Source organism: Nocardia rhizosphaerihabitans, assembly GCF_014646295.1.
Classification (GTDB): domain Bacteria; phylum Actinomycetota; class Actinomycetes; order Mycobacteriales; family Mycobacteriaceae; genus Nocardia; species Nocardia rhizosphaerihabitans.
The window spans coordinates 2,595-26,365 of sequence record NZ_BMNE01000002.1 but is presented as its reverse complement, the minus strand read 5'-3'; the positions used below and the strand labels follow the sequence as shown (position 1 = coordinate 26,365).

Genomic DNA, 23,771 nt, shown 5'->3' with positions numbered 1-23,771 from the left:
GCTGGCTTGTCAGGCGTCGCGGCGGTTGACCACCACGAGCGCACCACCGAACACGATCGCCACGAAGACGGCGAAGTAGATCAGGCTGCCCCACACGCCCCAGTGCCAGTTGCCCGACACTTCCTCGACGCTCAGGAACCGGTTCACGTTCGCGAACGGCAGCCACGGATTGACAGCGCGACCGAAGCTGCCGAACGCGCCGAGCAAACCCTCGATCAGCAGCGGCCACAGCACGATCAGCGAGATCGCCGCCGCGGACTGGCGCACCAGCACGCCGACACCGATCGCCAGCAGCACCGAAAGGAACGCGTAGATCGGGATGCCGTAGATCGCTCGCCAGTTGCCGTCCAGCACCAGCATCGGGGCGCCGTCACCGGCGATCAGCTTGGCGACGACGAACGCGACCAGCGCGAGGACACCGGTCAGCACCGCCGCGTACACACCGACCAGACCGGCCTTGGACACGATCACCTTCGACCGGTTCGGCACCGCGAGGAAGCTGGAGCGGATCACGCCGAAGCGGTACTCGCTGGTGACCGTCAGGGCGGCCATGATCATCAGCACCATCACGCCGAAACCGGTCACACCGGAGGCCGCGAGGCTGGGCGTGAGCGCGGGCGGGCCCTCTCCCGGCTCCGCGTCGATATTGGTGATCACCGCCATCAGCGCGGCCAGGCCGATGCCGAGGAGAACCACGATCGCCGAGCACCACCAGGGCGAGCGGGTCGAGGTGAGCTTGATTCGTTCCGCAGCGAGCACGCCCATCAGAGCGCACCTCCCATCACCTGGTCGAGGCCTGCTCCGTGGTACTCCACGGCGCCGCCGGTCATCCGCATGAACGCCTCCTCGAGGGAGGCCTGCTGCGGAGCCAGCTCGTAGAGCGTGACGTTGTTGGTTCCGGCCACCTTGCCGACCTCGTCGCTGGTCACGCCCGCGACGATCAGCGCGGCATCGCCCTCTTCCCGCACGGTCATGCCGTGCGAGGTGAGCAGGCTGCGCAGCTGGTCCAGCTGGGGACTGCGGACCCGGACCGACTGCTCGGAGGCGCGGTCGATGAAGTCCTTGGTGGTGGTGTCGGCGATGAGCTGACCACGGCCGATGACGATCAGATGCTCGGCGGTCTGGGCCATCTCCGAGAGCAGGTGGCTCGACACCAGCACGGTGCGGCCCTCGGCGGCGAGGCGCTGCATGAAGCGGCGGATCCACAGGATGCCCTCGGGGTCGAGACCGTTGACCGGCTCGTCGAACAGCAGCACCTTGGGATCGCCGAGCAGGGCGCCCGCCAGGCCGAGCCGCTGCGACATACCCAGCGAGAAGCCACCGGCGTTCTTGCCGGCCACCTCGGACAGGCCGACCAGCCGCAGCACCTCCTCGACCCGCGACTTGGGCAGGTCGTTGGATACGGCCAGCCACTCCAGGTGCGCGCGCGCCGACCGGTTCGGATGCACCCACTTGGCATCGAGCAGCGCGCCGACCTGGGTCAGCGGACGCTCCAGATCCTCGTAGCGCTTGCCGTCGATCAGCGCGGTGCCCGAAGTCGGCCGGTCCAGGCCGAGGATCATCCGCATGGTCGTCGATTTACCGGCACCGTTGGGTCCGAGGAACCCGGTCACCTGTCCTGGGTGGACGGTGAACGAGAGATCCTGCACCGCGACGGTCTGGCCGAATTGCTTGGTCAGGCCCCTCAGCTCGATCATGGGCCCCAGCTTGCCCGACAAAGATGGCGAGCGCGTCGCCGTGAGGTCGCGAGTCGGGTCATCCTCGAGGATGACCCCGACCCTTACCTGGCTGGGGAAGAAGCCTGAGCCCAGAACCGCTTGGGGATCCGGCCCGCCTCGCGCGCGAGGTAACCGGCGTGCACGGCCGCCGCCATCGCCGAGGCCATCAGTTCCGGCTCGCGGGCTCTGGTGACCGCGGTGGCCAGCAATACTGCCGAGCAGCCGAGTTCCATGGCCAGGGCGGCGTCGCTGGCGGTGCCGATGCCGGCGTCGAGGATGACCGGCACGCCGGCGGCGGCGACGATCATCTCGATGTTGTGCGGGTTGCCGATGCCGAGGCCGGTGCCGATCGGGGAACCCAGCGGCATGACCGCGGCGCAGCCGGCATCCTCGAGGCGCTTGGCAAGCACCGGGTCGTCGTTGGTGTAGGGCAGGACGACGAAACCGTCGTCGACCAGTTGTTCGGCGGCGTCGAGCAGCTCGAACGGATCGGGCAGCAGGGTGCGTTCGTCGGCGACGACCTCGAGTTTGACCCAGTTGGTGTCGAGCGCCTCGCGCGCCAGCTGCGCGGTGAGCACAGCCTCGGCGGCGGTGCGACAGCCTGCGGTGTTGGGCAGCAGGGTGATGTCGAGGCGCTTGAGCAGATCGAGGACGCCGGTGCCACCCGCCGCGTCGACCCGGCGCATGGCGACGGTGGTGAGCTCGGTGCCGGAGGCGACCAGGGCCTCTTCCAGGACGGCCAGGTTCTCGGCGCCGCCGGTGCCCATGATCAGGCGCGAGCCGAACTCCTTGTCCGCGATGCGCAGTGGTGCCGGCTCAGCCACCCTGCACCGCCGTCAGCACCTCGATGGTCCAGCCGCGGCCGACCGGCTCGTCCCAGCGCGACTTCGGGAACACCGCGCCGTCGACCGCCAATGCCACGCCCTGGCACGGCAATTCGAGCCGGGTGAGCAGTTCGCGGATGCTCAGCGGCTCGGCGAACTCGTGGTCGACACCGTTGACGGTGACGCCGATCGGAATGGTCGAGGTCATCGAACTCCTCCTTGGAACAGCTGCAACGCCGGAAAGCGTTGTGGTGAGGCGACTTCCGCGATCGCGGGCGACTCGTCGTCGAGCAGCCGCGGGACCAGGGTCGCGGTGAGGGCGAGGGTGAGCATGCCGTTGCGGCCGTGGCCGGTGGCGGCGACGACCCGGTCGTCGAGCGGGCCGAGCAGCGGCAGGTTATCGGGGGTGCCGGGCCGGGAGCCCGCATTCGCCTCGGCCAGTTCGTATTCCGAGATGCCGGGCAGGATCACCTCGGCGTCGGCGATCAGGTCGCGGACACCGCCGACGGTGACGGTGGTGTCGAAACCGGCTTCGTATTGGGTGGCGCCGACGACGATGCCGTCCTCGCGGGGCACCAGGTAGACCTGCCTGCCGTGCACGCGCGCCCGGATCACCCGGCTCGGCGCCGGACTCACGCCGGGCCGCTGCCGCAGCCGCAGGATCTCGCCCTTCACCGGCCGCACCGGCAGGCCGGGCCACAGGTCCGAGGAATGCGCGCCCGCGGCGAGCACCACCCGGTCGTGCGGTAGATCGTCCAGTGCGACAACGGCTTCCGCGCGAATCTCGACACCGGCGGCAGTGCAGGCGGCACGCAGGGCGCGCAGCACCCGGCGGTTGTCGATCGCGGGCTCGGTGGTGGCCAGCAGACCGGCCCGCACGGTGCGGGCCAGCACGGGCTCCACCGCACGCACCCCGGCGCGATCCAGTACTTGCAGGTCGTGCCCGAAACCGGCCAGCCAGTCCGCGACGGTGCGCAGGTCGGCGGCATCGGCGCCGTCGAGGGCGACGGTCAGTGTCTCGTCGGCGACGAACACCGATTCGCCGGTGACCGCGCGCAGTCGCTCGGCGAACGCGGGCCAGGCGTCGAGCGCGGCGGCGCCGAAAGCCAGCACCCGGTCCTCACCGGGCCAGCCCTCCGACAGCGGCGCGAGCATCCCGCCCGCCACGTAGGACGCGCCGGAACCGGGCGCCGGATCGAAAACGGTGACGGTCCAGCCCGCCTCGGCGGCCTGCCATGCGACGGCGAGTCCGACGGCGCCGCCGCCAACGACCGCCAGAGTCCGCATCACGTTCCACCTGTCTTTTTCCGCCTGTCGAACGCCTCGGCGTCGCTTCTCCACGGTAGCGCGACTACCGTCGACACCGTGCAGCCCTCCCATCCGAATCGATCCGTCCCGCCCAGGGAGCGCTTGTCCAGCGCGCTGCTGTATCTGTGCACCGACGCGCGCCGGGACAAGGGTGATCTGGCCAGGTTCGTCGATGCCGCGCTCGCGGGTGGCGTCGACATCGTGCAGCTCAGAGACAAGGGGTCGCCCGGTGAGGCCGAATTCGGCCCGCTGGAGGCCAAGGCCGAGCTAGGCGCGCTGGCCGAGATCAAGGCGGCCACCCGCAGGCACGGCGCGCTGCTCGCGGTGAACGACCGCGCCGACATCGCGCTGGCCGCGGGCGCCGACGTCCTGCATCTCGGCCAGGGCGACCTACCGCCCGCCTACGCGCGCCGCATCCTCGGCCCCGACGTGGTGATCGGCCGGTCCACCCACAACCGCGCCCAGGCCGGTCTCGCCGCGATCGACGGCCACCTGGACTACTTCTGCACCGGCCCGATCTGGACCACGCCGACAAAGCCGGGCCGTCAGGCCGCGGGCATCGACCTGGTGCGGTCCACCGCCGAGGCACACCCGACGATGCCGTGGTTCGCGATCGGCGGTGTCGATGTCGAACGGCTGCCCGAGGTACTGTCCGCTGGTGCGCGGCGGGTCGTCGTGGTCCGTGCGATCACCGAAGCGGCCGACCCGGAAGCCGCAGCGCGCGAGCTCAAGCAGGCCCTGCTCGCGGCTACCGACTGAGCCTGGCCGCGCGTGCCCACAGCACGGGCATGCGTTCAGGACAGCAGCTTCGTGAGCGCGGCGGCGAGCTCGCCGGGCTGGTCGGGGCCGATGGTCACCTCGTCGCCGGGGCCGTCGGCCTGCGTGTGCAGCCAGAAGAATCCCCGATCGGCGATCTCGACCGTGCGCGGCAGATCAGGCACGGGAGCGTCTGCGAAGCGGATGCGCACCGGTACCGCACGCAGGGTGATCCAGGCCAGCGCGAAACCTGGGTGCAGCGGCAGGTCGGTGACCTCGTCCTCGGGCACCCAGACCAGCTCGGAGCTCTCCCTGTTGGCGATGGTGGCCAGCGGACTCTCGGCGTCGGCGACCACGGTGGTGTAGGTCCAGCCGCTCGGCGCGGTCATCGTCAGCCGTTCGCCGCGCACCCGCAGCAGGTCGCCGGTGATACCCGCTTCCTCCCACGCTTCCCTGACCGCGGCGTGTTCGGCGCTCTCGTGCGAATCCCGCGCGCCACCGGGAATGGCCCAGGTGCCGCCCTGATGGCTCCACGGCGCACGGTGCTGTAGGAGCACCGCCGAACCACCGCGGGGCAGCGGCGCGCGCACCAACAGGCCCGCCGCACCGTACTTGCCCCAGTGCCGCACTCCGCCCGGGCTGTTCGACCAGCCGTCTCCGTCACCGCGCATCCAATACTCTTTCCTCCGTAGCAGCCGAGCAGCAACCGCTTCGGGGGTGTCTGAGGGGCTGCGCCACCGGTAGGACCACAATAAACTCCGCACCACAAGTGGTGCGCGGACAGCACGGGGAGGTGAACGATGGTCGACTCGGGGAATCGCGATGCCTCGACCGAAGTGGCGGCCGTCCGTTCCGGCCCGTCACCGCAGGCCACGGGCGGTGCGCACGGCGCGGAGAGGGTAGTCGTCCAGCCGGAGGCGAGCAGGCGCGCGCCGTTGCGGCGGCCCGCGATCGTCGCCGACCGGCCGCCCGCACCGGATGTGAAGGCGCTGCGTGCGCTGTTCGATCCGGCGCGTCTGCGTGGTTTCGTGCAGTCTTCGCCGGGCAGGCTGATGGTGGCCGGACTGGTGCTGATGGTGTTGTGCGTGGCGGCGGGCGCGGTGACCTCGGCGACCGTCAGCGATCGCCAGCAAGCTCTCGGCGTCCTGCTCGACGACACCGAACCCGACGCGCACTCGGCCAATCTCCTCTACACCTCCCTCTCGATCGCCGACGCCGCCGCGGGCACCGCATTCCTGGCCGGCGGACTCGAACCGGCTGCCGTGCGCGATCGCTACACCCAGGCCATCGGTGAGGCCGCCGCCGAGCTGGTGACCCAGGCGGGCCACATCTCCGTGGAGGAAGCCGCCGACCCGTCCGGCACCGACCGCAAACTGCGCACCGGCATCGCCACCGGCCTGCCCGTCTACACCGGCCTGATCGAGACCGCGCGCGCCAACAACCGCAACGGCTACCCGGTCGGCGCTGCCTATCTCAGCGAGGCCTCGCATCAGATGCAGACCACGCTGCTGCCGATGGCCGAGGAACTGGAGAGCCACCGGCTCGACGCCATCACCGCCGCACAGGACCGGCATGTGCTGCCGCCGTGGCCCGCGATCGCGCTGCTGATGGTGGCGCTCGGCGCGCTGATCTGGGTCCAGGTGGAACTGGCCCGCCGGTCGCGGCGGGTGTTCAACATGGGCCTGCTGATCGGCACCGGCGCGCTGGCGCTGACCCTGATCTGGACCGTGGCGGCAGGCTCGGTGTCGGCGGTGTCGATGATCCGCTGCCGCGACCAGGGCGCGGTCCCCGCGGCCCGGCTGGCCGAGAGCCGCATCCTGGTGCAGCAGGCCAGGGCGGCGGAGATGGTGAAGCTGGTGCGCCGCGACGCGACCGGCGACTACGACCGCACCTTCGATACCAACACCGCCCGGCTGACCGAACTGCTCGACGGCTATCCCGGGGACGCGCCCGCCCGCAGCGAGGTCGGCGACGCGCGCGCCGCGCTGGCTCGCTGGCAGTCGGCGCATCAGCGGATGAACGACACCCTCGCCCGCGGCGACTTCACCGGCGCCGCCGCCGTCGCCACCGGCCCGAGCGCCGCCGACGCGGCCGCCCATGTCGACGCGCTCGACCGGGCCCTCGGCAAGGCCTCCGCGGCCACCCGGGACACCTTGCGCGACAGGGTCTCCCAGGCCATCGACGTGCTGGCCTTCCTGGCTCCCGGCGCGTTCGTCCTCGGCATCGTGGCCGCCGTGTGCGTCGCGCTCGGCCTGTGGCCCCGGCTGCGGGAGTACCGGTGAGGCCGGGGCGCGTCACCGCGGCGCTGCTGCTCGCGGCGGCGGCGCTGCTCGGCGGCTGTTCCGACAGCACCCCGGCGCCCGACAACCGCGCCGTCTACTCCGAACCGCCCCTGCCCGCCAAGGCGATTCCGATCGGCACCGACACACCGCTGCCCACCCCCGAAGACAAGCAGTGCGGTGACCCGACGGCCAGCCTGCGGCCGAGCACCTCAGGCGGTCCGACGGTCGACGCCATCCGCGCGCGCGGCAGGCTGATCGTCGGTCTGGACGCGGGCAGCAACCTGTTCAGCTTCCGCGACCCGCTGACCGGGCGCATCGTCGGCTTCGACGCCGACATCGCCCGCGAGATCGCGCGCGACCTGCTCGGCAACCCCGATCTGATCGAATATCGCAGTCTCGCTTCGGAAGAACGCGAGCGGGCGCTGCGGGAGCACACCGTCGACCTGATCGCCAAGACGATGACGATCACCTGCGAGCGCAAGGAACGGGTCGCGTTCTCCACCGTGTACCTGCGCGCCGACCAGCGGGTGCTCGCGGTGAAGAACTCGGGCATCAACGGCCTGGCCGATCTGGCGGGCAAGCGGGTGTGCGTGGCGCGCGGCACCACCTCGCTCGACCACATCCGCCGCGACCAGCCCGCCGCCACCATCCTGACCGTGCCGACCTGGGCCGACTGCCTGGTGGTGCTGCAGCAACGCCAGGTGGACGCGGTGAGCACCGACGACGCGATCCTGGCCGGTCTGGCCGCGCAGGACCCCTACACCGAGGTGGTCGGCGAGAGCATCAGCGCCGAGCCGTACGGCATCGGCATCCCCAAGGGCGACGACGATCTGGTCCGCTTCGTCAACGCCACGCTCGAGCGCATCCGCAACGACGGCACCTGGGTCCGCATCCACCGCCGCTGGCTCGCCTCCCTCGGCGAGACGCCGAGCCCGCCCGCACCGACGTACCGGGACTGATCGCCATGAGCACGACACAACCGCCGAACGGCGAACCAGCACAGGATGATCCGGAGCGGCAGCAGCCGACGCAGCTGACCCGGCGCGAGGAGGGCGAGCTGCCCGGCGGGTGGACGCTGCCGCCCGCACCGGCCGACGACGAGACCCTGCCGCTGCCCATTCTTCCCCAGCACGCGGCCACCGAGATCGCCGCGAGCAGGCCGGCGGAACCGCCCGCCACCCAGGGCGTCGCCGGGCCGCCCGCCACCCAGCACACCGCCGCCACCGAGCTCGCCCACCGGTTCACCGAACCACCCGGCACCCAGGCGTCGCCGCCCGATTCCTGGTCTTCCACACCGCAAACCGGTCCGAGCACCGCGCGGTCAGGCCGCAGCGTGCGCACCGCCAGGTCGCGCCCCACCCGCAGACTCGGCGCGGGCCTGGTGCCGATCCCGACCGTCTCCCCCGCCGATCCGCGCGCGGCCGTGCTGGCCGATCCGGTGGTGTCGGAGGGCAGGCGATTCTGCTGGCGCTGCGCCAACCCGGTGGGCCGGTCCACCCCGGCCCGCGCGGCGTCGTCGGAGGGCAAGTGCGAAACCTGCGGCGCCGCCTACGATTTCCGGCCGTCGCTGCACGTGGGCGACATGGTCGCCGGGCAGTACGAGATCCAGGGCTGTATCGCGCACGGCGGCCTCGGCTGGATCTATCTGGCCATCGACCGCAATGTCAGCGATCGCTGGGTGGTGCTCAAGGGCTTGCTGCACGCCGGTGACGCCGAGGCGCAGGCGGTGGCGGTGGCCGAGCGGCAGTTCCTGGCCGAGGTGGCGCATCCGAGCATCGTCAAGATCCACAACTTCGTCGAGCACACGGCGCCCGACGGGTCGAGCATCGGCTACATCGTCATGGAGTACGTCGGCGGCCAGTCGCTGCGCGACATTCTCGACGCCAGGCCGTCCGGTGAGCGGATGCCGCTGGCCGAGGCCATCGCCTACGTGCTGGAGATCCTGCCCGCGCTGGACCATCTGCACTCGATCGGCCTGACCTACAACGACCTCAAGCCCGACAATGTGATGGTCACCGAGGACCAGGTGAAGCTGATCGACCTGGGCGCGGTCGCCACCATCGAGGCGTACGGAAACCTATACGGCACCAAGGGTTTCCAGGCGCCGGAGATCGCCAAGACCGGCCCCACACCGGCCTCCGACGTGTACACGGTCGGCCGGACGCTGGCCGCGCTCACCCTGGCGCTGCCCAGCGAACACGGCCGCTACCTCGACGGCATCCCCGATCCCGCCGACGAGCCGCTGCTGGCCCGCTACGAGTTCTTCCACCGTTTCCTGCTCACCGCCACCGATCCCGATCCGGCACAGCGGTTTCCGTCGGCGCGAGCGATGTCGGCCCAGCTGGCAGGTGTCCTGCGGGAGGTCCTCGCCTATGACACCGGCACCGAACATCCCCAGCTGTCCACCGTCTTCAGTCCGCAGCGCACCAGCTTCGGCACCGAGGAACTGATCAGCCAGACCGACGCCTACCTCGACGGCGTCGGCCGTTCCCCACTGCTGGACTCCCACGATGTGGTTGCAGCCCTGCCGATTCCACTGATCGATCCGGCCGACCCGTCCGCCCCGCTGCTGGCGGCGACCGCGAACCTGGAGCCGGAGCGCGTACTCGAAGCACTGCACGACGCCCGCGAGCGCGCCGAGGCCGACCCGGACAACGCACCGGAAACCCTTGCCGGCGAGCTGGTCTTCGCCGAGGTACGCGCCCGCCTCGATCTCGGCGAATCGGCGGCGGTGCTACACCTGCTCGACCGCGTCCAAGGCGAATCCGATTGGCGCGCCGACTGGTTCACCGGCCAGGCACACCTGCTCGAACTCGACTACGAGGCCGCCTTCGCCTCCTTCGAGGCCGTCCTGCGAGTGCTGCCGGGAGAAATCGCGCCCAAGCTGGCCTTGGCCGCTACCGCGGAACTCATTCTGCAGCACTGGGATTCCGACGCGCCCGAACAGTGGCGATCCTTCGCCGAACGCTATTACGACACCGTGTGGCGCACCGACCGCGCCGTGGTGAGCGCGGCCTTCGGCCTGGCCAGGCAGCTGGCGGTGGCCGGCCGTGTCGGCGAGGCGGTGCACGCGCTCGACGATGTCCCCGCGGCGTCCCGCCATTTCACCACCGCCCAGACCACCGCAGTCCTGCTGCTGCTCACCAGCGCCCCCGTCGCCGACCTCGACGAACAGGTCCTGCGCCTGGCCGCCTCCCGCGCCCAGTCCATCCCGCCCGGCGAGCACCGGTCCACCCTCATGCGCACCCTGGTCCAGGGCACAGCGCTGGCCTGGCTGCAGGCAGGCAACACCCCGAAACGCAAGGACGCCAAACTCTTCGGCCGCCCCTTCGACGAACGAGACCTCCGCGACGGCACCGAATCGGGCCTCCGCGCCCTCGCCCGCAACGCCCCGGACCGAACCCACCGCTACGCCCTGGTCGACCTGGCCAACTCGCTGCGCGCGAAGTCCTGGTTCTAGGCGGTAGCCAGCTTGTGCGCGGCGCGGGCGATCGCGAGTTCCTCGTTGGTCGGCACCACCAGCACCGTCACCGGCGCGAACTCCGGCGAGATCGCGCGGATGCCGGGGGTTCTCGTCTCGTTGCGGACCGGGTCGACCTCGATGCCGAGGTTCTGTAGTCCGGCCAGGGCGTCGGCGCGTACGGACGCGCTGTTCTCGCCGACACCGGCGGTGAAGACGATGCTGTCGACGGTGCCGAGTTCCACCAGGTAGGCCCCGAGGTAGCGGCGCAGGCGGTGGATGTAGACGTCGTAGGCCAGTTTTGCGGCGGTGTCGCCGTTGTCGATGAGCTGTTGCAGCTCGCGGAAGTCGTTCACCCCGGACAGGCCCTTGATTCCGGAATTGCGGTTGAGCAGCTGCTCGACGGCGGGCAGATCGAGCCCGGCGACATTCATCAGGTGCGGCATGATTCCGGGGTCGAGATCGCCCGGTCGCGTCCCCATGACCAGGCCCTCGAGCGGGGTCATGCCCATGGTGGTGTCGACCGCGACGCCGCCGGCGACCGCCGATGCCGACGCGCCGTTGCCGAGGTGGAAGATGATCTGGTTGAGCTCCTCGGTGGGCCTGCCGAGGAATTCCGCGGCCTTCTCCGACACGTACTGGTGTGAGGTGCCGTGGAAGCCGTACTTGCGGACGCCGTGCGCGGCAGCCACTTTCGCGTCGATCGCGTAGGTCTTCGCCGCCTCGGGGAGCGTATGGAAGAAGGCGGTGTCGAACACCGCGACCTCCGGGATGCCGGGCAGCAGTTCCCTGGTCGACTCGATGCCGATCACATTGGCCGGATTGTGCAGCGGCGCGAGGACCGACAGTTCGTCGATGGTGCGCACGACCTCGTCGGTGATGAGCGTCGGCCGCCAGAACACCTCGCCGCCGTGCACCACCCGATGCCCGACCGCGCCGATCCCGATCGTCGTCAGGTCGATGCCGGTCTCACGGAACATCTCGAACGCCTGCCGCAGTCCGGCCCGGTGATCCGCGATCGTCCCCTCGTGCACGAGCTTTCGGTCACCGCACTCGTGCACGATCCGGCCGCCGTGCGCCTCACCGATCTTCTCGACCAGCCCCGAAGCCAGCACCTGCGCCGAGTCGGCGTGCAGCAGTTGATATTTGATCGAAGAGGAGCCGCAATTGAGCACCAGCACCAAGTCGCTCACGCGTCGTCTCCCTGAGCCTGGATCGCGGTGATGGCCACCGTGTTGACGATGTCGGCGACCAGCGCGCCACGCGACAGGTCGTTGACCGGCTTGCGCAGACCCTGCAGCACCGGGCCGATCGCGACCGCGCCCGCGCTGCGCTGCACGGCCTTGTAGGTGTTGTTGCCGGTATTGAGGTCGGGGAAGACGAACACCGTCGCCCGGCCCGCCACCTCGGAATCCGGCAGTTTGGCGCTGGCCACGGCAGGCTCGATCGCCGCGTCGTACTGGATCGGGCCTTCCACCGGCAGCTGCGGCGCGCGCTCGCGCACCAATACCGTTGCGGCACGGACCTTGTCGACATCGGCACCGGTGCCCGACGCCCCTGTCGAGTACGACAGCATGGCCACCCGCGGATCGATGCCGAAACGGGCCGCGGTCTCCGCCGAGGACACCGCGATATCGGCGAGCTGTTCGGAGGTCGGGTCCGGCACCACCGCGCAGTCGCCGTAGGCGAGGACACGATCGGCCAGGCACATCAGGAACACGCTCGACACCGTCGAGACGCCCGGCACGGTCTTGATGATCTCGAACGAGGGCCGGATGGTGTGCGCGGTGGTGTGCGCGGCGCCGGAGACCATGCCGTCGGCGATCCCCTTGTAGACCATCATCGTGCCGAAATACGAGATGTCGGCTATGGTTTCGCGGGCGCGCTCGAGCGTCATGCCCTTGTGCTTACGCAATTCGGTGTACTCCGCGGCGAACTCGTCGAGGTAGCCGGAGCTGCGCGGATCGAGCACCTGCGCGGCGGCGATGTCGACACCGAGCTCGGCGGCGCGGGCCCGCACGGCGGTCTCGTCGCCGAGGATGGTGAGGTCGGCGATCTTGCGCTGCAGCACCCGGCCCGCGGCGCGCAGGATGCGGTCGTCGTCGCCCTCGGGCAGCACGATTCGCTTGCGATCGGCGCGAGCCCGGTCGATCAGCTGGTACTCGAACATCTGCGGGGTGACCACATGCGACGGCGGCACCTGGATTCGTTTCAGCAGCTCAGGCGCGTCGACCCGCTCCTCCATCAGCGCCAGCGCGGTGTCGACCTTGAGCGGGCTGCCCGCCCACATCCGGCCACGCGTGCGGTGCACGGCGCTCGCGGTGTCATAGGTGCCGAGCTCGGTGGTGAGGATCGGCAGCTTCGGACGCAGGCCCTCCATCAGGCGCGCGATCGCCGGATGCGGCCGGATACCGCCGTTCATGACGATGCCCGCCAGCGACGGAAACCCTTCGGCCTCATGGGCATTCACCACACTGAGCAAAACGTCGGAGCGGTCACCCGGCGCGATCACGACCACACCGTCGGAGAGTCGTTCCAGGATGTGCTCGGCGGTCATGCCGCCGACCATGATCCTGAGCGCCTCGCGCTGCAGCAGTTCCGGGTCGCCGCTGTAGATCTCGCCGTCGATGGCGCCGCACAGCTCACCCATGGTGGGCGCCATCAGCAACGGCACCTCGGGCAGCGTCCACGACGGCACGTCGAAACCGTCCAGGCTGGAACAGATCTCGTCGGTCTCGTCCGGCGCGCACCGGTTGACGACGACCGCGACCAGCTGGGCGTGCTCGGCCGCCAGCTCGGTCGAGCACAGCTCCACCAGCTGCTTGACCTCGGCTGGCGTGCGGTCGGCGCCGCGCACCACCAGCAGCACCGGTGCGCCGAGGTTCACCGCGATGCGGGCGTTGTAGCGCAGCTCGCTCGGGCTGGCGACGTCGGTGTAGTCGCTGCCGACGATCACCACCGCGTCGCAGGCCTTGGCGACGTCGTGGAACCGCATCACGATCTCGCTGATCGCGGCGTCGGGGTCGCGGTGCACGTCCTCATAGGTGACGCCGACGGCCTGGTCGTACCCGATGTCGGCGGTGCTGTGCTCGAGCAGCAGTTCCAGGATGTAGTCGGGCTCTGCGGTCGAGCGGGTGATCGGGCGGAACACCCCGACCCTGGCCGTGGTGGCGCACAACATCTGGAGAACGCCGAGCGCCACCGTGGATTTTCCGGTGTCACCCTCGGGTGAGGCGATGTACACGGTGGACGGGGCATGTTCGACCATGGTCGCGAGCTTAGTTAATCGACGGCGATTCCGGAGTTCGGTGTGGCGCGATCGGCCGCGTTATAGTCCGGCCATGACTTCGCAGTTCCCGGATCGGCAGTGGGGCTCCCGCACCAATCTCCTGTCCCGCGCCGCCAATCGATTCGCTGCGACGAAGCCGGGTTCCTGGCTGATCCGCACGGTGACACCGCTGGACCGGGCCCTGCTCGAGCGCACCGACGCCAAGTACACCGTGCTCGGCCCGATCGGCGCACCGGTCATCCTGCTGACCACCACCGGCCGCAAATCCGGTGTCGCGCGCACCCAGCCGCTGCTCTACGTCCACGACGGCGACACCCTGTATGTGGTCGGCTCCAACTTCGGCCAAGACCACCACCCGGCGTGGACGGGGAATCTGCTCGCCGACCCGTCGGCCACGGTGGCCATCGCGGGCGAGCGCATCCCCGTTGTCGCCACCCCGGTGCCCGAGGCGGACAAGGACGCGCTGTTCGCCCGGTTCATCGAGATCACCGGCGCCTACGCCGCCTACCGCGACCGCACGGCGCGCAACTTGCGCATGTTCGCCCTGCGCCGGGCATAGCGAGCGCCCGCACGGCGTTCTTGCCTTGACACCGACGGCAAGGTCTACCTTGACGGCCACGGTCATCGAGGAGGTCGCATGTTGATCGGCGAACTGGCTGAACGCACCGGTTCCAGTGCCCGGGCGCTGCGCTACTACGAGCAGCACGGGCTGGTGGAGCCGCGGCGCGACGCCAAGGGTTACCGGATCTACGACGAGGTCGAACTGCGCGTCGTGCGCAAGATCCACGCGCTGCGCACCGTCGGGTTCGAGCTGGCCGACATGCATCCGTTCGTCGCCTGCCTGCGCGCGGGCGACGGTTCGGGTGACGGTTGTCCCGACTCCGTCGAAGAACTACGTCGCAAACTCGACGAGGTCGACGCGGCGGCCGAGCGGCTCGCCGCGATCCGGCGGCAGCTGGCCGCTCAGCTTGTCGACGCGCTCGCCGCCGAATCCAGCGACCCCGCCTGCTCGCTCCGATAATCCCTCGACCGGCGATACCGACCCGGCACCGGCCCGCGCATACACCTGGAAGTGCTTGTCGCTCAATGGTTCCCACGGCGACAGGCAAACCGCCCGGCGAACTGTCGGAGCCCGCCGGGCAGTTACGTTCGCGGTCAGCCCAGCGCGCGCAGACGCGGCGCCAGATCCCGCTTGAACAGATCGAGGAACCGCAGCTGGTCGTGCCCGGGAGCGTGGAAGACCAGGTGATTCAGACCAGCGTCCAGGTAGGGCTTGATCTGGGCGACGGCCTCGTCCGGATCACTGGCCACGATCCACCGCTTGGCGACCTGCTCGATCGGCAGCGCGTCGGCGGCGGCCTCCATCTCGATCGGATCGGTGATGTCGTGCTTTTGCTCCGCGGTCAACGACAGCGGGGCCCAGAAGCGCGTGTTCTGCAGCGCCAGTTCGGGATCGGTGTCGTAGGAGATCTTGATCTCGATCATCTTGTCGATGGCGGCGAGGTCACGGTCGGCCTTGGCCGCGCCCTCGGCGACGGCGGGCAGCAACTTCTCGGTGTAGAGGTCCATGCCCTTACCGGAGGTGCAGATGAAACCGTCACCCGCGCGGCCCGCGTACCTGGCGACCACCGGGCCACCCGCGGCGATGTAGACGGGGATGCCGCCCTTGGGCACGTCATAGATCGAGGCCCCGACGGTGTGGTAGTACTCGCCCTCGAAATCGACGCGATCACCGGTCCACAGCTCACGCATCAGTTGCACCGACTCACGCAGCCGGGCGAAACGCTCCTTGAAATCGGGCCATTCGCCCTTGTACCCGGTGGCGATCTCGTTGAGCGCCTCGCCGGTGCCGACACCGAGCATCACCCGGCCCGGGTACAGGCAGCCGAAGGTGGCGAAGGCCTGCGCGATCACCGCCGGGTTGTAGCGGAAGGTGGGAGTGAGCACCGACGTGCCGAGCATGATCCGCTCGGTGCGCTCACCGGCGGCGGCCAACCAGGCCAGCGAGAACGGCGCGTGCCCGCCGTTGTGCCGCCACGGCTGGAAGTGATCGCTGACGGTCGCGCTGTCGAGACCGTGCTCCTCGGCGGCCACCGCCAGCTCGACGAGCTCGCGCGGCCCGAACTGCTCTGCCGATGCCTTGTATCCGAGCTTGAGATCAACCATCTCAGCCACTCCTGTCGTTCGCTTCGTCGCAGCCCCTGCCGCATCGACACTAACCAACGCCCCGGGCGACTGTCCGGTAGCGGTAACTCGCACCCGCACGGGTTTTAGCGGATGATTAGCTGGTGACCGCCAAGGATGACCAGATCTTGTCGTATCTGACCGACATGGACGGCGTGCTGGTGCACGAGGATCAGCTGATCCCCGGCGCCGACGAGTTCCTGGCCGAACTGCGTGAGAACGAGACCCCGTTCCTCGTCCTGACCAACAATTCGATCCGCACCCCACGCGACCTGCAGGCCCGTCTGCGCCACACCGGCCTCGACATCCCCGAGGAGTCCATCTGGACCTCGGCGCTGGCCACCGCGACCTTCCTCGACGACCAGCGCCCCAACGGCACCGCCTACGTGGTCGGCGAGTCCGGGCTCACCACCGCCCTGCACGAGATCGGCTACGTGCTCACCGACAGCGACCCCGACTACGTGGTGCTCGGCGAGACCCGCACCTATTCCTTCGAGGCCATCACCACCGCGATCCGCCTGGTCGACCGTGGCGCCAAGTTCATCGCGACCAACCCCGACGCCACGGGGCCCTCGCGCGACGGGGTGCTGCCGGCCACCGGCTCGGTCGCCGCGCTGATCACCCGCGCGACCGGCAAGGAACCGTACTACGTCGGCAAGCCGAACCCGCTGATGATGCGCTCGGCCCTGCGCCGCATCGGCGCGCATTCGCAGTCCACCGTGATGATCGGCGACCGGATGGACACCGACGTGATCGCGGGCCTGGAAGCGGGCATGCGCACGGTCCTGGTCACCTCGGGCATCTCCACGAAGGCCTCGGTCGAGAAGTACCCGTTCCGCCCCACCCTGGTCGTCGACTCGGTCGCCGACCTGATCGGCCGGACCCGCACCCCGTTCCTGGACTGACTCCAGATGTGAGCTGCGCCTCACCGGAATAGGTTCCACCCTTCGCCGGTTATAGTTGCCATGGCAACCAAAGGAGGGCCCGTGCAGTTCGGAATCTTCACCGTCGGTGACGTGACCACCGATCCAACGAACGGCCGCACCCCGACCGAGGCCGAGCGGATCAAGGCGATGGTCGCGATCGCGCAGAAGGCCGAGGAAGTGGGTCTGGACGTGTTCGCGATGGGCGAGCACCACAATCCGCCCTTCGTCCCGTCCTCGCCGACCACCATGCTCGGCTACATCGCGGGCCGCACCGACAACATCCTGCTGTCCACCTCCACCACGCTGATCACCACGAACGACCCGGTCAAGATCGCCGAGGACTTCGCGATGCTGCAACACCTGGCCGACGGCCGGGTCGACCTGATGCTCGGCCGCGGCAACACCGGCCCGGTCTATCCCTGGTTCGGCAAGGACATTCGCGACGGCATTCCCCTGGCCATCGAGAACTACCATCTGCTGCACCGGCTCTGGCGCGAGGACGTCGTGGACTGGGAGGGCAAGTTCCGCACGCCGCTGCAGTCGTTCACCTCGACGCCGCGTCCGCTCGACGACGTCCCGCCGTTCGTCTGGCACGGCTCGATCCGCAGCCCGGAGATCGCCGAGCAGGCCGCCTACTACGGTGACGGCTTCTTCGCCAACCACATCTTCTGGCCCACCGACCATTTCCAGCGGCTGATCGACCTGTACCGCCGTCGCTACGAGCACTACGGCCACGGCAGCGCCGACCAGGCCATCGTCGGCCTCGGTGGACAGGTGTTCCTGCGCAAGAACTCTCAGGACGCGGTCCGGGAATTCCGGCCGTACTTCGACAACGCGCCCGTCTACGGACACGGCCCGTCGCTGGAGGAGTTCACCGAGCAGACCCCGCTGACCGTGGGCAGCCCGGAGCAGGTCATCGAGAAGACGCTCACCTTCCGCGAGCACTTCGGCGACTACCAGCGCCAGCTGTTCCTCGTCGACCACGCCGGCCTGCCGTTGAAGACGGTGCTCGAACAGCTCGATCTGCTCGGCGAGGAAGTGATTCCGGTGCTGCGCAAGGAATTCGCGGCCCGACGCCCCGCACAGGTGCCGGACGCGCCGACTCACGCCTCGCTCCTCGCCGCCAAGACCGCGACGGAGGTGACCGCATGACCACTCGTATCGCGGTGGTGTCGGCCGGGCTGTCGCAGCCCTCGTCGACCCGGCTGCTGGCCGACCGGCTGGCCACCGCCACCGCGCGGGAGCTGCGGGCCGCGGGCGCCGAGGTCGAACTGGACTTCGTCGACCTGCGCGACCACGCCCGCGACCTGGCCGACAACCTGCTCACCGGGTTTCCGGCACCGGCGCTGCGGACCGCGATCGATCAGGTCGTCGGCGCCGACGGTCTGATCGCGGTGACACCGATCTTCAGCGCCTCCTACAGCGGCCTGTTCAAGACGTTCTTCGATGTGCTCGAACCGGATTCGCTCGCCGGCAAACCGGTGCTGGCCGGTGCCACCGGCGGCACCGAACGTCATTCGCTGGCGCTCGAGCACGCGGTGCGTCCGCTGTTCGCCTACCTGCGCTCGATCGTCGTACCCACCGCCGTGTACGCCGCATCGTCGGACTGGGGCGCCCGCGGCGCCGACCAGGCGCTGAACAACCGGATAGACCGCGCCGCAGGCGAATTCGCCACCCAGATCCTCGGCAAGCCCGCCACCGGACCTGCCGACCCGTACGACGAGCCGACCCCGTTCGCGGATCTGCTCGCCGCCAACCTCCCCCGCTAGACCCTCCGAAACACCAACCCCCATAAGGAGTTCCCATGACCACCGCACTCGCCACCGGCCTCACCGCGGGCACCTGGGCCATCGACCCCACCCACTCCACCGTCGGCTTCTCCGTACGCCACCTGATGGTGAGCAAGGTCCGCGGCCGCTTCACCGACTTCGACGGCGCCCTCGTCATCGGCGAAGACGGCACGGCCTCCGCGCACGCCGAGATCCGCGTCGACTCCCTCACCACCGACAACGCCCAGCGCGACGGTCACCTGCGCACCGCCGACTTCTTCCACGCCGAGCAGTTCCCGGTGATGACCTTCAAGTCCACCGGATTCCGGGGCGATGGCAGCGACTTCGTCGTCGACGGCGAGTTCACCGTGCGCGGCAACACCAAGCCGGTCTCGCTCGAGGTCGAGTTCCTCGGCGTCAACCCGGGCATGGGCAACGGCCCGGTCGCCGGCTTCGAAGCCAAGACCGTGGTCTCCCGCCGCGACTTCGGCCTCGACATCGACATGCCGCTGCCCGACGGCGGCGCCGTCATCGGCGACAAGATCACCCTCACCCTCGAAATCGAGGTCGCCCTCCAGAGCTGACCCACACACCCACGCAGCCCGCGCCACCTACCGGTCGGCGCGGGCTTCGTGCTGTCCGGCTACCCGAGCCCGGGACTGCCACCCTCATCCCTCGCGGCGGCACATTCGAGTGGTCGACTACTCATGTGATCGTTTGCGCGGCGGCGCACACTGGATTCATGGCAGCAGAATGAGGGCAGGTCATGGCCAGAGCGAGCGGGGCGAGGGCACTCGGGAACAACGTGAGTACGGCGGTGGACTGGCATGTGTGGCCGCGACCGCCCGGTGTTTGCACGCTGACCTCGGCGTTCGGGAACGGGAGTCGCCGCGAGTACCGTCTTGATCACTACGGGGGCACGGTGTCCATCGGGCGCTCGGATGCCGCCGACATCGTGGTTTCCGACGATTCGACGGTGTCGCGACTGCACGCCGTCATCGAGCAGATCTGTGACTGCTGGGTCGTCGTCGACGACGGAATGTCGACAAATGGGACATTTGTCAATGGGGAGCGGATCGGCGGTCGCCGGACCCTCGAATCCGGCGACACCCTCAAAGTCGGGCAAACGGTGTTCACGTTCAGCGAGGACGGCCACTCGCCGGTGGAGGAGGTGCCGACGACGCCCGTCCTGCGGGTATCACGCAGTTCACTCACCGATGCGCAATACCTGGTTCTGGAGGCACTGTGCGGGTCGCGCGAGGGTGAGCTCGCGCATTGCTACCCGGCGTCGAACTGCCGGATCGCACAGGATCTGTGCCTCAGCATCGCCACCGTGAAGACCCATCTGCGGGCACTGTGCCGAACGTTCCAGGTCGACGATTTCCCGCAGAACCAGAAGCGGGTGGAGCTGGTCGAGCGGGCCCTCGCCAGTGGCGTGCTGGCCGATCGCAAGCCCGGCGTCGCCGACTGACATCCCGGTCAGATCGGGCGGAAGCCCGCTCCGACGCCACCGCGTGCGTCGATGTCGCCGAGGATGTCGGTCATGTTCATGCCGACCTCCGGTCCGATGCACGGCACGTATATGTAGCCGTTGACCATGCCGACCAGGGTGGTGCCGACCACGACAGGGCCACCGGAGTCGCCGGAGATGACACAGATCTGCGTCACGGTCGCGATCTTGGATTGCAGCGGGTCACCCCAGGTGATGCCACAGGTCTGGCCGGTGGTGCGGCCTTCTTTGCAGGCGATGGCGGGGAACTGTGCTGGTCCGCCGATCCCGGTGATCGTGGTGTTGCCTACACGGTTCACCGGGACGACCATGTTCGGGTCGAAGGTGATCACGGCGTAGTCCATGTTCTCGTTGAGGACGGCGACCTTGCCGACGACGCCCGCACCGCGATTGGCCTCGGCCGTGATGTCGGCGCCGAGGGGACCGCAGTGCCCGGCGGTGAGCCCGACCAGCCGACCGCCGGAATCGTGTCCGATCGTGGTGAGCGTGCAGGTGGCGTCGTTCACGCCGATGCCGGAACCGCCACCGAGGACGGCTGGATCCGCGGCGTTCGCCGTCCCGATCTGCCCGGCCATCGTCACGCCGAGTGCTGCCAGTACTGCGCCTATTGCTGCGATTGCTCTTGACATATCCGATCCGTTCCGTTGGACGCGGCTATCTCTTTGGCGCGAAACGCTGCGCGTTTGCTAGATCGAAACCATAGCAAGTCAACATCACACCAAGGTCGCCGCGGCGGGGAACCTGCTCGACTTCGACCGCGGGTGTGTCGCGATGTTCAACCAGCCGACTCGTCGGCGGCGATGATCATGTCGAGGGCGGCGGACAGGCGCGTCAGCACCGCGACGGTCTCGGCGAACGCCGCAGGTCCGAGGGCGTCGGCGAGCCGCCACGCCATCACCGCGTGCTGCGGATCGATGCGCCGGATGGCCGCCTCCCCCGCCGCGGTGATCGCCACCAGCTTGGCCCGCTTGTGCGCCGGGTTGGGGCGGTATTCGCACATCCCCTTGGCGACGAGCAGGTCGGCCACCCGCTGCACGCTCTGCCTGGTGATGCCCATGGCGCGGGCGATCCCGGCGACCGGCAGCGGTTGCTCCTGCACGGCCGCCATCACCTGCCACCAGGCGACGGAGATCCCGGCCGGCGCGGCCAATCCGTCACCGATGGTGAGGAATTGGCCGTTGAGCCGGTAGACGGTGAGCGCGGCGCCGTCGAGTAAGTCCTGTTCCTCGTTCAACCGGCGAGGCTCCCTTCGTAGTCGGCGAGTACGGCGTACCCGGCCGGGTCCTTCTGTGCGTACAACTGGTACCAGGCGTCGAGGACGCGCGGTTCGTACAGGTCGAGGCGGGCGAAGACCTCCCGCGCGAACTCGAACGGGGACATACCGTCGGCGGTGATGACGTCGCGATCGGTGACGGCAGGCACCTCCACATAGCGATCGGCGCCCGAATATCCGCTGTAGACGAGGTATTCGGCCGCATTGGAGGTGTGCGCGCGGTCGTCGAGCAACCCCTCCCTTGCCAGCCCGAAGGTGGCGCCGCAGATCGCGGCGATCGGCACGCCTGCCTCGACGAACTGCCTTGCCTTGTGCGCGAGGGGAATCAGCTCCTCACCGACCCACAGGTCGGCGCCGGGCAGGATCAGCATCGCGCTGTCGGCGGGGTCGAGATCGGCGACCGCCAGGTCGGGCGTCACCCGCATCCGGCCCATCGTGGTGATCGGTTCGGCGCTCAGCCCGACCGTCTTCACCTGGAACTTTCCCGGCTCGCGGTGCCAGTTGCCGTTGGCGATGTGCGCGGTGGCGGCGCCCACCTCCCAGTCGGCGAGAGTGTCGTAGACGGCTACGTGAACTGTTGAGATCGACATGACAGCATCCTGTCATATTTGACAGAATGCTGTCAATAAGGAAATCGAAACCCGCCGACAGGCCGCGCGTCGTACGCTGACGTCATTCGGTGCGAGACAAGGAGACTCAGCGCGATGATCGACCCCGTGCACGGCCTGACGGGAACCCTCACCTCACCGATCCGGGCGGCCGGTGCGCTGGGCGAGGTCCTCGTCGCAATCCGCGGGGGCACCGAGACCTACCTCGCCCGCGCCGACGAACCGCTCGCCGCCGGCTCGACCGTGTTGATCGTCGCGGTCCATCCGGGCCGGCTGGTCGACGTCGTCGCCTGGATTCCGCTCACAGAGGAGAAATGAACATGCTGGGCTATCACGTTCCCGATCCCGACGAAGCCATGCTGGTCAGCGGTGCCAAGACCAAGGACAACGCGCCGTTCAAGGTGGTCATCGGCCGTGGCACCTGGGTGGTGCCGCTGTTCCGCAAGGTCCGCTACCTCTCGCTGGCCATGTTCGAGTCCGAGATCAGGGAGCGCTGCGTCACCAAGCAGGCCATCCAGCTCGACGTGCGCGCGGTGATCGCGTTCAAGGTCGCCAACGACACCCAGTCGATCGTCAATGCAGCACAACGGTTCCTGTCCGAGCAGGAGCAGGAGATGTCGGTACTCACCGGCCGCATCTTCTCCGGCCACCTGCGCTCGATCGTCGGCTCGATGACGGTCGAGGAGATCATCCGCGAGCGCCAGAAGCTGGCCGACGAGGTGCTCATCGCCTCCAAGGTGGAGATGAGCAATATCGGCCTGTGGGTCGACTCGTTCCAGATCCAGTCCATCGACGACGGCAACCTCGGCTACATCAATGCCCTTGCCGCACCGCACAATGCGGCCGTGCAGCGCGACGCCCAGATCGCCCAGGCCCAGGCCGCCCAGCGCGCCGCCGAGGCCGAACAGGAGTCGCTGCGCCGCCGCGCCGAATACGAACGCGAGACCTCGATCCTCAAGGCGCAGTATCAGCGCGACATCGACAAGGCCAATGCCGAAGCGGCACAGGCGGGTCCGCTCGCCGACGCCATCGCCAGGCAGGCGGTCCTCACCGCCCAGGCCGAGCAGGCCCGCAAGAACGCCGAACTGCGCGAGCAGGAACTCCAGGCCGAAGTCGTGAAACCTGCATTGGCCGAAGCGGAACGTGTCCGCATCCTCGCCGAGGCCGAAGCCGACCGCACCCGCATCCAAGCCGAAGCCGCCGCCTCCAACAACCGCATCGCCCTCGACCAGCTGCTCATCGAACAGCTCCCCGAAATCGTCAAGCAGGCCTCCAACGGCCTCGCAGGAGCCAACCTCACCGTCCTCAACGGCCCCGACGGCGTCGGCGAACTCGTCAACGGCATGGTCGGCCAGGGCCTCACGGTCTTCAACTCGCTGCAGAAAGCGTTGTCCAACGGCGAGGCCGACAAGGTCTGATCCGGTACCCGGCCGGGCACGATTAACGATGCTCGGCCGGGTGTCGATCCACTGTGACGAACGCCGAGATCGAGAAGGAATGACTGATGGGATTGTGGATCGGTAGCCCCGCGCTGGGCGCATCCGAGAACATCGTCTGGCGCAAGCTCGCCAATCGAACACAGGGCAGCCGAGCCGTGGGCGGCTGCCTCTACCTGACCGAGACCCGTCTCCTCTTCGTGCCCACCCACATCGATGCGATCACCGGCGGCAAGCGCTGGGAAACTCCACTGGCCCAGCTGCGCGCCGTCGGGCAGCAAAGTCCGGACGGTGGCATATTCAGCGGCGGCCTCCGTACCCGCCTGCGCATCGACACCGACACAGGCACCGAACTCTTCGTCGTCAACAAGATCGACGAGGTGATCGCGAAACTCGCCGCCACACCGCCTTCCTGACGCCACCGAAAC

At 69.0% G+C, this 23,771-nt stretch carries 26 protein-coding genes; 14 read left to right on the top strand and 12 right to left on the bottom strand.

Annotated features, from left to right (window positions below; all coding sequences use genetic code 11):
• Positions 1-9: 9 nt before the first annotated feature.
• The 5 genes from IEY60_RS06535 to thiO all read right to left on the bottom strand — a co-directional run bounded on the left by IEY60_RS06535 (position 10) and on the right by thiO (position 3,829).
• Positions 10-765, bottom strand: coding sequence for an ABC-2 transporter permease family protein (locus IEY60_RS06535; protein WP_189025098.1), 756 nt, complete (start codon positions 763-765; stop codon positions 10-12).
• Complete coding sequence (locus IEY60_RS06530; RefSeq protein ID WP_189025096.1) at positions 765-1,697, bottom strand: ABC transporter ATP-binding protein; 933 nt, start codon at positions 1,695-1,697, stop codon at positions 765-767. Before IEY60_RS06530 ends, IEY60_RS06535 begins: the two co-directional genes overlap by 1 nt.
• Positions 1,698-1,780: 83 nt before the next feature.
• A complete protein-coding gene (locus IEY60_RS06525) occupies positions 1,781-2,485 on the bottom strand; it encodes a thiazole synthase (RefSeq protein WP_229739739.1) in 705 nt (234 codons plus the stop codon).
• Between the two features lie 49 nt (positions 2,486-2,534).
• The gene (gene thiS / locus IEY60_RS06520; protein ID WP_189025092.1) at positions 2,535-2,750 is read right to left on the bottom strand and encodes a sulfur carrier protein ThiS; all 216 of its coding nucleotides are present in this window, start codon (positions 2,748-2,750) and stop codon (positions 2,535-2,537) included.
• Positions 2,747-3,829 carry a glycine oxidase ThiO gene (gene thiO, locus IEY60_RS06515; RefSeq protein ID WP_189025090.1) on the bottom strand — a complete coding sequence of 361 codons (1,083 nt, stop codon included), beginning with the start codon at positions 3,827-3,829 and terminating at the stop codon, positions 2,747-2,749. Before thiO ends, thiS begins: the two co-directional genes overlap by 4 nt.
• Before the next feature lie 78 nt (positions 3,830-3,907).
• On the opposite strand from thiO, the gene thiE reads away from it, so the two are divergent.
• Positions 3,908-4,609, top strand: coding sequence for a thiamine phosphate synthase (gene thiE / locus IEY60_RS06510; protein ID WP_189025088.1), 702 nt, complete (start codon positions 3,908-3,910; stop codon positions 4,607-4,609).
• Between the two features lie 35 nt (positions 4,610-4,644).
• Here the strand turns inward: thiE and IEY60_RS06505 are convergent, their stop codons facing one another.
• Entirely contained in the window at positions 4,645-5,277 is a 633-nt protein-coding gene (locus IEY60_RS06505) for an NUDIX hydrolase (RefSeq protein WP_189025085.1), read from the bottom strand.
• Positions 5,278-5,406: 129 nt separating this feature from the next.
• Here IEY60_RS06505 and IEY60_RS06500 point away from each other — a divergent pair, with 129 nt between their 5' ends.
• Genes IEY60_RS06500 through IEY60_RS06490 form a run of 3 tightly spaced genes read left to right on the top strand, consistent with a single transcriptional unit; the run spans position 5,407 to position 10,348 of the window.
• Positions 5,407-6,888 carry a GlnX family signal transduction membrane protein gene (locus IEY60_RS06500; RefSeq protein WP_229739616.1) on the top strand — a complete coding sequence of 494 codons (1,482 nt, stop codon included), beginning with the start codon at positions 5,407-5,409 and terminating at the stop codon, positions 6,886-6,888.
• Positions 6,885-7,847 (top strand): glutamate ABC transporter substrate-binding protein, encoded by a 963-nt coding sequence (locus IEY60_RS06495; protein WP_189025083.1) that lies wholly within the window; start codon positions 6,885-6,887, stop codon positions 7,845-7,847. Before IEY60_RS06500 ends, IEY60_RS06495 begins: the two co-directional genes overlap by 4 nt.
• Before the next feature lie 5 nt (positions 7,848-7,852).
• Positions 7,853-10,348, top strand: a complete 2,496-nt coding sequence (locus IEY60_RS06490) for a tetratricopeptide repeat protein (protein WP_189025081.1) — start codon at positions 7,853-7,855, stop codon at positions 10,346-10,348.
• On the opposite strand, the gene IEY60_RS06485 is transcribed toward IEY60_RS06490, so the two are convergent.
• Both IEY60_RS06485 and pta read right to left on the bottom strand, forming a co-directional pair.
• Positions 10,345-11,541: an acetate kinase gene (locus IEY60_RS06485; protein ID WP_189025079.1), complete on the bottom strand. Its 1,197-nt coding sequence runs from the start codon at positions 11,539-11,541 to the stop codon at positions 10,345-10,347. The genes IEY60_RS06490 and IEY60_RS06485 overlap by 4 nt on opposite strands.
• Entirely contained in the window at positions 11,538-13,616 is a 2,079-nt protein-coding gene (gene pta, locus IEY60_RS06480; RefSeq protein ID WP_189025077.1) for a phosphate acetyltransferase, read from the bottom strand. The genes IEY60_RS06485 and pta overlap by 4 nt, the downstream gene beginning before the upstream one ends.
• A 73-nt stretch (positions 13,617-13,689) precedes the next feature.
• On the opposite strand from pta, the gene IEY60_RS06475 reads away from it, so the two are divergent.
• Both IEY60_RS06475 and IEY60_RS06470 read left to right on the top strand, forming a co-directional pair.
• The gene (locus tag IEY60_RS06475; protein ID WP_189025075.1) at positions 13,690-14,196 is read left to right on the top strand and encodes a nitroreductase family deazaflavin-dependent oxidoreductase; all 507 of its coding nucleotides are present in this window, start codon (positions 13,690-13,692) and stop codon (positions 14,194-14,196) included.
• Between the two features lie 78 nt (positions 14,197-14,274).
• Positions 14,275-14,658 carry a MerR family transcriptional regulator gene (locus IEY60_RS06470; protein ID WP_189025073.1) on the top strand — a complete coding sequence of 128 codons (384 nt, stop codon included), beginning with the start codon at positions 14,275-14,277 and terminating at the stop codon, positions 14,656-14,658.
• 134 nt (positions 14,659-14,792) lie between these two features.
• Here the strand turns inward: IEY60_RS06470 and fgd are convergent, their stop codons facing one another.
• Entirely contained in the window at positions 14,793-15,803 is a 1,011-nt protein-coding gene (gene fgd / locus IEY60_RS06465; protein ID WP_189025071.1) for a glucose-6-phosphate dehydrogenase (coenzyme-F420), read from the bottom strand.
• 164 nt (positions 15,804-15,967) lie between these two features.
• On the opposite strand from fgd, the gene IEY60_RS06460 reads away from it, so the two are divergent.
• The 5 genes from IEY60_RS06460 (at position 15,968) to IEY60_RS06440 (ending at position 19,987) form a co-directional block, all read left to right on the top strand.
• On the top strand, positions 15,968-16,726 hold the full coding sequence (locus tag IEY60_RS06460) for an HAD-IIA family hydrolase (RefSeq protein WP_373291699.1): 759 nt from the start codon (positions 15,968-15,970) through the stop codon (positions 16,724-16,726).
• Positions 16,727-16,807: 81 nt separating this feature from the next.
• On the top strand, positions 16,808-17,899 hold the full coding sequence (locus IEY60_RS06455; protein WP_189025067.1) for an LLM class flavin-dependent oxidoreductase: 1,092 nt from the start codon (positions 16,808-16,810) through the stop codon (positions 17,897-17,899).
• The gene (locus tag IEY60_RS06450) at positions 17,896-18,516 is read left to right on the top strand and encodes an FMN reductase (RefSeq protein WP_189025065.1); all 621 of its coding nucleotides are present in this window, start codon (positions 17,896-17,898) and stop codon (positions 18,514-18,516) included. Before IEY60_RS06455 ends, IEY60_RS06450 begins: the two co-directional genes overlap by 4 nt.
• A gap of 35 nt (positions 18,517-18,551) precedes the next feature.
• The gene (locus IEY60_RS06445) at positions 18,552-19,100 is read left to right on the top strand and encodes a YceI family protein (protein WP_189025063.1); all 549 of its coding nucleotides are present in this window, start codon (positions 18,552-18,554) and stop codon (positions 19,098-19,100) included.
• Between the two features lie 338 nt (positions 19,101-19,438).
• Complete coding sequence (locus tag IEY60_RS06440) at positions 19,439-19,987, top strand: FHA domain-containing protein (RefSeq protein ID WP_189025061.1); 549 nt, start codon at positions 19,439-19,441, stop codon at positions 19,985-19,987.
• A gap of 8 nt (positions 19,988-19,995) precedes the next feature.
• Here the strand turns inward: IEY60_RS06440 and IEY60_RS06435 are convergent, their stop codons facing one another.
• The 3 genes from IEY60_RS06435 to IEY60_RS06425 form a co-directional block, all read right to left on the bottom strand.
• Positions 19,996-20,655, bottom strand: coding sequence for a chymotrypsin family serine protease (locus IEY60_RS06435; RefSeq protein ID WP_189025059.1), 660 nt, complete (start codon positions 20,653-20,655; stop codon positions 19,996-19,998).
• 146 nt (positions 20,656-20,801) lie between these two features.
• Positions 20,802-21,260, bottom strand: coding sequence for a MarR family winged helix-turn-helix transcriptional regulator (locus tag IEY60_RS06430; protein WP_189025057.1), 459 nt, complete (start codon positions 21,258-21,260; stop codon positions 20,802-20,804).
• On the bottom strand, positions 21,257-21,889 hold the full coding sequence (locus tag IEY60_RS06425) for a type 1 glutamine amidotransferase family protein (RefSeq protein ID WP_189025055.1): 633 nt from the start codon (positions 21,887-21,889) through the stop codon (positions 21,257-21,259). The genes IEY60_RS06430 and IEY60_RS06425 overlap by 4 nt, the downstream gene beginning before the upstream one ends.
• Before the next feature lie 114 nt (positions 21,890-22,003).
• Here IEY60_RS06425 and IEY60_RS06420 point away from each other — a divergent pair, with 114 nt between their 5' ends.
• The 3 genes from IEY60_RS06420 (at position 22,004) to IEY60_RS06410 (ending at position 23,759) form a co-directional block, all read left to right on the top strand.
• Entirely contained in the window at positions 22,004-22,225 is a 222-nt protein-coding gene (locus IEY60_RS06420) for an NfeD C-terminal domain-containing protein (RefSeq protein ID WP_189025053.1), read from the top strand.
• 2 nt (positions 22,226-22,227) lie between these two features.
• Positions 22,228-23,325 (top strand): SPFH domain-containing protein, encoded by a 1,098-nt coding sequence (locus IEY60_RS06415; RefSeq protein WP_189027311.1) that lies wholly within the window; start codon positions 22,228-22,230, stop codon positions 23,323-23,325.
• 86 nt (positions 23,326-23,411) lie between these two features.
• Entirely contained in the window at positions 23,412-23,759 is a 348-nt protein-coding gene (locus IEY60_RS06410) for a hypothetical protein (protein ID WP_189025051.1), read from the top strand.
• The last annotated feature ends 12 nt before the right edge of the window (positions 23,760-23,771 follow it).

What these genes read in the sequence shown, in the direction of transcription:
- IEY60_RS06535 (WP_189025098.1), bottom strand. Translation starts at nt 765, where the DNA reads ATGGGCGTGCTCGCTGCGGAACGAATCAAGCTCACCTCGACCCGCTCG.
- IEY60_RS06530 (WP_189025096.1), bottom strand. Translation starts at nt 1,697, where the DNA reads ATGATCGAGCTGAGGGGCCTGACCAAGCAATTCGGCCAGACCGTCGCG.
- IEY60_RS06525 (WP_229739739.1), bottom strand. Translation starts at nt 2,485, where the DNA reads ATGGGCACCGGCGGCGCCGAGAACCTGGCCGTCCTGGAAGAGGCCCTG.
- thiS (WP_189025092.1), bottom strand. Translation starts at nt 2,750, where the DNA reads ATGACCTCGACCATTCCGATCGGCGTCACCGTCAACGGTGTCGACCAC.
- thiO (WP_189025090.1), bottom strand. Translation starts at nt 3,829, where the DNA reads ATGCGGACTCTGGCGGTCGTTGGCGGCGGCGCCGTCGGACTCGCCGTC.
- IEY60_RS06505 (WP_189025085.1), bottom strand. Translation starts at nt 5,277, where the DNA reads ATGCGCGGTGACGGAGACGGCTGGTCGAACAGCCCGGGCGGAGTGCGG.
- IEY60_RS06500 (WP_229739616.1), top strand. Translation starts at nt 5,407, where the DNA reads ATGGTCGACTCGGGGAATCGCGATGCCTCGACCGAAGTGGCGGCCGTC.
- IEY60_RS06490 (WP_189025081.1), top strand. Translation starts at nt 7,853, where the DNA reads ATGAGCACGACACAACCGCCGAACGGCGAACCAGCACAGGATGATCCG.
- pta (WP_189025077.1), bottom strand. Translation starts at nt 13,616, where the DNA reads ATGGTCGAACATGCCCCGTCCACCGTGTACATCGCCTCACCCGAGGGT.
- IEY60_RS06475 (WP_189025075.1), top strand. Translation starts at nt 13,690, where the DNA reads ATGACTTCGCAGTTCCCGGATCGGCAGTGGGGCTCCCGCACCAATCTC.
- IEY60_RS06470 (WP_189025073.1), top strand. Translation starts at nt 14,275, where the DNA reads ATGTTGATCGGCGAACTGGCTGAACGCACCGGTTCCAGTGCCCGGGCG.
- fgd (WP_189025071.1), bottom strand. Translation starts at nt 15,803, where the DNA reads ATGGTTGATCTCAAGCTCGGATACAAGGCATCGGCAGAGCAGTTCGGG.
- IEY60_RS06460 (WP_373291699.1), top strand. Translation starts at nt 15,968, where the DNA reads ATGGACGGCGTGCTGGTGCACGAGGATCAGCTGATCCCCGGCGCCGAC.
- IEY60_RS06450 (WP_189025065.1), top strand. Translation starts at nt 17,896, where the DNA reads ATGACCACTCGTATCGCGGTGGTGTCGGCCGGGCTGTCGCAGCCCTCG.
- IEY60_RS06445 (WP_189025063.1), top strand. Translation starts at nt 18,552, where the DNA reads ATGACCACCGCACTCGCCACCGGCCTCACCGCGGGCACCTGGGCCATC.
- IEY60_RS06435 (WP_189025059.1), bottom strand. Translation starts at nt 20,655, where the DNA reads ATGTCAAGAGCAATCGCAGCAATAGGCGCAGTACTGGCAGCACTCGGC.
- IEY60_RS06425 (WP_189025055.1), bottom strand. Translation starts at nt 21,889, where the DNA reads ATGTCGATCTCAACAGTTCACGTAGCCGTCTACGACACTCTCGCCGAC.
- IEY60_RS06420 (WP_189025053.1), top strand. Translation starts at nt 22,004, where the DNA reads ATGATCGACCCCGTGCACGGCCTGACGGGAACCCTCACCTCACCGATC.
- IEY60_RS06415 (WP_189027311.1), top strand. Translation starts at nt 22,228, where the DNA reads ATGCTGGGCTATCACGTTCCCGATCCCGACGAAGCCATGCTGGTCAGC.
- IEY60_RS06410 (WP_189025051.1), top strand. Translation starts at nt 23,412, where the DNA reads ATGGGATTGTGGATCGGTAGCCCCGCGCTGGGCGCATCCGAGAACATC.